Here is a 6,438-nt window from a genome sequence, read left to right on the forward strand (position 1 = left end):
ATGATAACTCAAAAATCAAAAATTGTAATCTCTGGTGCAAATGGTGCAGTTGGAGAAATTCTATTTGAAAAGTTTCAAAAGAACAACTATTTGGTATCAAAATTAGATTTAAATAATCAAAAAAAACAAGATGTATTTATACATCTTGCTGCTAAAACTTTAAATACAAATGAGATTTTGGATTCAAATATAGAGTATCTTAAAAAATGTATAGAGTATTGTAAAAAAACAGATATTAAATATTTTGTATTCTTTTCAACAGTTTCAGTTTATGGAAATATAGATAGTCTAAATATAAATGAAGAGAGTAATTTTTCAAATAAACCTAATATTTATGGATTATCAAAATTAATAGGAGAAGAGCTTTTAAAACAAAGCGATATGAGTGTATTAAATCTAAGACTTCCTGCCATTCTTACAAAAAATACAAAAAATACTTTTATTTATTCACTTTATGAAAAACTTGAAAAAAACCAAGATATAACAATAACAAACTCAACTAAGATTTTTAATAATATAGTTGATGTAGGTTCTATATATGAATCTATTTTAAACTATGATTTTAAAGAAAAAAACAGAACATATTTAATTGCATCTAAACAAGAAAAAACTTTAAAAGAAGTAGTTGTGTTTTTAAAAGAAATTTTAAACTCAAAATCAAAAATTATAGAAAATTCATCTAAATCAAACTTTTATAATATTAATATATCAAAATCACAAGATGATTTAATATATCAAGCAAAAGATATATTTGATGTCTTAAAACAATGGATAGATTTATTAAAAGGTAGAAATTGAAAGCAGCTGTATTAAATAATACGAATAAACCATTAAATATAGAAAATATAAAATTTAATACTTTACAAGAGGGACAAGTTCTTGTAGAAATAGCCTATAGTGGAGTATGTCATTCTCAACTAATGGAAGTAAGAGGTAAGCGTGGAGTTGATGCATGGTTACCACACTTATTAGGGCATGAGGCAACTGGTATAGTAAAAAATATTGGTGCAGGAGTTTCTAAAGTACAAATTGGTGATAGAGTAGTTTTAGGTTGGATAAAAGGTGATGGAATAGATGCAGCTTGTGCTTCTTATACGAATGGAGATAAAATAATAAATTCAGGAAAAGTTACAACTTTTAATGAATTTTCAGTTGTTTCTGAAAATCGTCTTGTAAAACTTGATAAAAACATACCTTTAGATATTGGAGTTTTATTTGGATGTGCTATTCCTACTGGTGCGGGTATTGTAATAAATGAAATCAAACCTAAGAATAATACAAGCATAGCTATTTTTGGCCTTGGTGGAATTGGACTTAGTTCACTAATGGCTACTAAACTTTTTAATTTTGAAAAGATTATTGCAATTGATATTGAAGATAAAAAATTAGAACTTGCAAAAGAGTTTGGTGCCACTCATGTTATTAATTCAAAAACACAAGATGTAAGTAAAATAATTCAAGAATTAACATCAAACCAAGGTCTTGATTATGCTGTTGAAGCAACGGGTCTTTGTAGAATAATTGAAATTGCATTTAAAAATGTAAAAAATGCTGGAGGATTATGTGTTTTTGCATCACATCCTCAAAATGGTGACTTAATAAAACTTGACCCATTTGATTTAATTTGTGGTAAACAAATAAAAGGAAGTTGGGGAGGAGATTGTAATCCAGATAGAGATTTACCTAAATTCTTTGAACTTTATAATCAAGGCAAGTTACCATTAGAAAAATTACTTGAAAAAAGATATACTTTAGATGAAATCAATCAAGCATTAAATGATTTAGAAAATAGAGAAGTAACTAGACCACTAATTGAAATAAATACCAATCTGGAATAATTATGAAAAAAATAGCCTTAGTTTACGGAAACTTTAATATCTTACACCCTGGTCATTTAAGACTTCTTAAATTTGCAAAAGAGAGTTCTGATTATTTAATAGTTGCTGTAAACTCAGAAAAATTAACAAATGGATTAAACTTATTAGATGAACAAACAAGACTTGAATCAATTAAAGCTACTTCTTTTGTAGATGAAGCTTTTATTTTAAATGAGAATATTCTTGATTATATAAAAAAAGCTAAACCTTCAATTATTGTAAAAGGTAAAGAACACGAGCAAAAAACAAACCCTGAAGAAAATATTCTAAAAGAGTATGGTGGGAGACTACTATTTACCTCAGGTGAAATTGGTTTTTCTTCACTTGACTTATTACAAAAAGATTTTGAAATAAATAATTCATTTATAAATCATGCTAGTGAGTTTTTAAAACGACATAAAATTCAAAAAGAAGATTTAATATCTTATGTAAATAATTTTGAAAAATTAAATGTTTTGGTTATTGGAGATACAATAATAGATGAGTATATAACTTGTAATCCAGTTGGAATGAGTCAAGAAGACCCAACTATCGTTGTAACTCCTTTATCAAATAAGAAATTTATAGGAGGAGCTGCTATTGTAGCTTCTCATGCAAAGACTTTGGGTGCAAATGTTTCATATATATCAGTTGTTGGGGATGATGAAAATTATAAATACACTAAAAAATATTTAAAAGATTTAAGTATCAATACTACTTTATATAAAGATCATACAAGACCTACAACTTTAAAACAAAGATTTAGAGCCCATAATAAAACTCTTTTAAGAGTAAATCATTTAAAACAACATTATATAAATAAAGATTTAGAAAAAGAAATCATTAAAAATATTAAAAATATCAAAAGATTAGATTTAATAATATTTTCAGATTTTTCTTATGGTGTTTTAACAAAAAAACTTATAAATAAAATATCAGATTTTGCAAATGAAAATAACATATCAATGGTTGCAGATTCTCAAAGTTCATCACAAGTAGGAGATATTTCAAAATTTAAAAATATGGATATTGTTACTCCAACAGAGAGAGAAATTAGACTCTCTTTAAATGATTTTGAATCAGGTCTTGTAGTATTATCAAAAAAGTTAAGAAAACAATCAAAACCTAAATTTATTTTTACTACTTTAGGAAGTGAAGGTATTATGATTTATAATTCGATTAAAAAGCAATTATTAACAGATAATATACCAGCACTTAATAATAATAGTAAAGATGTAAGTGGTGCAGGTGATTCTTTAATCACTTGTTCTGCTATGGCAAATACTGTTGGTGCTAATATATGGCAAGCATCCTATTTAGGATCACTTGCAGCTGCTATTCAAGTTAGTAGGATAGGAAATATTCCTATACAAAAAGAAGAATTATTAAAAGAAATTAGGAAATTATAAAATGAATAACATAGAATTAGATTATGAAAAAGTTTTTTTAGAAAATAGTGATAAATTAAACAATGTAAAAAAAGTTGTTCTAGTTTATCCTAATCAAAGATGGTTTAAAGAAGATATGCATACAACTTGGAATCTAAATCCATCTACTTTATGTATCCTTGCTGCCATGATAAAAGATTATGTTGATGAAATCACAATAATTGATGCACAATTTGATGATTTAACACAAGAAGATTTTAAAAAAAGAATTGAAGAAATAAACCCTGACCTTGTTGGTATTTCAGTTCTTACAACTGAATATAGTATGATTGGTGATATATCTCTTGACATTGTAAAAGAGTTTAATCCATCAATTATAACTGTATTAGGTGGAGTTCATTCTACACTTCATTATGAAGATGTTATGAAAAATGAAAAAGTTGACTTTTGTATTAGAGGGGAAGGAGAGTATGTATTTCAAGAGCTTATTAAATTTTTAAACTCAAAAGGTACACTTCCAACAGAAGGGTTAATTTATAGAAATAAAAATAAAGAAATTCAAATTCAAAAAGCAACTTTAGTATCAGATATAAATAAAATGGCTATACCAGATTATTCATTTGTTGATTTTGAAAAATACACAATGAAATCACCAAGAGATGGAATTGAAGCACCTCCATTATTACCTTATGCAAGAATTCAAACATCAAGAGGATGTCCAATTGGATGTACTTTTTGTTTAGTTGAATCAATTTCAGGTAAAAAACTTAGAAAAAGATCAGCTGAAAGTATTATTGAAGAGCTTGATTATTTGGTAAAAAATTACAATATTAAGTCTGTAGTATTTGAAGATGATAATCCATTTGGAGATAAAGTTAGAACAAAAAGAATTCTAAAAGCTATGATTGATAAAAAATTAAATCTAAAGTGGAAAGCAACTGCAGTATTTTTACCAGCAATAGATGAAGAAATTCTTGATTTAATGGCACAATCTGGGTGTATTATGCTAAATATTGCAATTGAATCAGGAAATCAAAGAGTTCTTGATGAAGTTGTTCATAAACCATTAAAGTTAAGTACCGTTGCACCTAAAGTAGCACTTGCTCATAAATATGGATTATTTGTAGTAGCAAATTTTATAGTAGGACTTCCAACTGAAACATGGGAAGAGATGAGGGAAACATTTAGATTTGCAGAAGAAACAAAAATTGATTATGTTAAATTCTTTATTGCGAATGTATTTAGTGGAACAAAATTATATGATTATGCAATGGAAAATAATGCAATAGATGCGCAAACATATAGTGAATTAAATATAAACTGGAGATTTAGTAGAATCAAAAGTGATGATTGGGATGCAGAAGAAGTATCAATTTTAAGAGCTTATGAATGGGATAGAATTAACTTTTCAGACCCTAAAAAAAGAGAAAATACAGCTAAAATGATGAACATATCTATGGAAGAATTAAATAAAATTAGAAGAAATACTAGAAAAGTTCTTCATAAAGATTTATATCCTGTAATGAATTCATAAATGAAAGCACTTCTGCTAGCAGCGGGTTTAGGTACAAGACTTAAGCCCTTAACAAATGCTATTCCTAAATGTCTTGTACCAATTAATGGCAAAGCATTATTAGAGTATTGGCTTGAAAATCTATCTAAAGTAGGTATAAGTGAATTTTTAATTAATACTCACTATTTTAATGAAAAAGTAGAAGAATTTGTAAATAATTCTAGATTTAAAAATCAAATTACTTTAGTTTATGAAAAAGAGCTTTTAAATACAGGTGGAACAATTCTTCATAATAAAAACTTTTTCAAAAAAGATGAAGATTTTATGTTAATTCATGCTGATAATCTTTGTTTTTGTGATTTTAATGACTTTATAAATACACATAAAAATAGAGATAAAGATTGTGATATTACAATGATGCTATTTAAGACTCAAACACCAAAATCATGTGGTATTGTAGAATTAAATGAAAAAAATATTGTTCAAAAATTCCATGAAAAAGTTGAAAATCCACCATCAAATTTAGCAAATGGTGCTGTATATATTTGTTCAAGTAAAATCATAACTTTTTTAGAAGACCTTAATAAAAAAGATATTGATTTTTCTCTTGATGTAATACCTAATTATCTAGGTAGAATTAACACATTTTTAAATGATACATATCATAGAGATATAGGAACAATTGACTCATATAAACAAGCACAAAAAGATATTCTAAATTTTATTTAGAAAAAATCTTACAATTTGCAATAAAAACAACAACTTTAGAAAAAATCTGCTAAAATTCTTTCATATTAAAATAAACAAGAAATTTATACAGGAATTTACATGGATGAAAATCAAAAAAAATCATTAGACCTAGCTATCAAACAAATTGATAAGACTTTTGGTAAAGGTACTCTTATTAGATTAGGAGATAAAATTGTTGAGCCACAAGAAGCTATTTCAACTGGTTCTTTAGGTTTAGATCTTGCATTAGGAATTGGCGGTTTACCAAAGGGAAGAGTTATTGAAATATATGGTCCTGAAAGTTCTGGTAAAACAACATTAACTCTACATGCTATTGCTGAATGTCAAAAACAAGGTGGTGTTTGTGCATTTATTGATGCAGAACATGCTTTAGATACACAATATGCTAAAAACCTTGGTGTAGATACTGATAATTTACTTGTATCTCAACCTGATTTTGGAGAGCAAGCTTTAGAAATTCTTGAAACGGTTATTAGATCAGGAGCTGTTGATTTAGTTATTATCGATTCAGTTGCTGCACTTACTCCAAAAGTTGAGATTGATGGAGATATGGACGACCAACAAGTTGGTGTTCAAGCTAGACTTATGTCTAAAGCACTTAGAAAAATTACTGGTTTATTAAATAAAATGAACTGTACAGTTATCTTTATTAACCAAATTAGAATGAAAATTGGAATGACAGGATATGGATCTCCAGAAACAACAACTGGTGGAAATGCACTTAAATTCTATTCATCTGTAAGACTTGATATTAGAAGAATTGCAACACTTAAACAAGGTGAAAACCCAATTGGAAATAGAGTTAAAGTAAAAGTTGTAAAAAACAAAGTTGCTGCACCTTTCCAACTTGCTGAATTTGATATTATGTTTGGTGAGGGTATTTCAAAAATGGGTGAACTTATTGATTATGGTGTTAAACTTGATATTGTTG

Annotated in this window: 6 protein-coding genes; all 6 read left to right on the forward strand. The window is 27.0% G+C overall.

Features of this window, described 5'->3' with window-relative positions; all coding sequences use genetic code 11:
• Complete coding sequence (locus tag ACERKK_RS02635; protein WP_373771524.1) at positions 1 to 798, forward strand: SDR family oxidoreductase; 798 nt, start codon at positions 1 to 3, stop codon at positions 796 to 798.
• Positions 795 to 1,838, forward strand: coding sequence for a zinc-binding dehydrogenase (locus ACERKK_RS02640; protein ID WP_373771525.1), 1,044 nt, complete (start codon positions 795 to 797; stop codon positions 1,836 to 1,838). The genes ACERKK_RS02635 and ACERKK_RS02640 overlap by 4 nt, the downstream gene beginning before the upstream one ends.
• 2 nt (positions 1,839 to 1,840) lie before the next feature.
• Positions 1,841 to 3,265 carry a PfkB family carbohydrate kinase gene (locus tag ACERKK_RS02645; protein ID WP_373771526.1) on the forward strand — a complete coding sequence of 475 codons (1,425 nt, stop codon included), beginning with the start codon at positions 1,841 to 1,843 and terminating at the stop codon, positions 3,263 to 3,265.
• Between the two features lies 1 nt (position 3,266).
• Positions 3,267 to 4,778, forward strand: a complete 1,512-nt coding sequence (locus tag ACERKK_RS02650) for a radical SAM protein (protein WP_373771527.1) — start codon at positions 3,267 to 3,269, stop codon at positions 4,776 to 4,778.
• A complete protein-coding gene (locus ACERKK_RS02655) occupies positions 4,779 to 5,486 on the forward strand; it encodes a nucleotidyltransferase family protein (RefSeq protein WP_373771528.1) in 708 nt (235 codons plus the stop codon).
• A 99-nt stretch (positions 5,487 to 5,585) separates the two neighbouring features.
• A partial coding sequence (gene recA / locus ACERKK_RS02660; protein WP_373771529.1) for a recombinase RecA occupies positions 5,586 to 6,438 on the forward strand: 853 nt, incomplete at its 3' end.

It is taken from the genome of Poseidonibacter sp. (genome assembly GCF_041821165.1).
Taxonomy (GTDB): Bacteria; Campylobacterota; Campylobacteria; order Campylobacterales; family Arcobacteraceae; genus Poseidonibacter.

Bases quoted from the DNA above. Each gene is read 5' to 3' on its own strand.
- ACERKK_RS02635 (WP_373771524.1), top strand. From the start codon at position 1: ATGATAACTCAAAAATCAAAAATTGTAATCTCTGGTGCAAATGGTGCA.
- ACERKK_RS02650 (WP_373771527.1), top strand. From the start codon at position 3,267: ATGAATAACATAGAATTAGATTATGAAAAAGTTTTTTTAGAAAATAGT.
- ACERKK_RS02655 (WP_373771528.1), top strand. From the start codon at position 4,779: ATGAAAGCACTTCTGCTAGCAGCGGGTTTAGGTACAAGACTTAAGCCC.
- ACERKK_RS02645 (WP_373771526.1), top strand. From the start codon at position 1,841: ATGAAAAAAATAGCCTTAGTTTACGGAAACTTTAATATCTTACACCCT.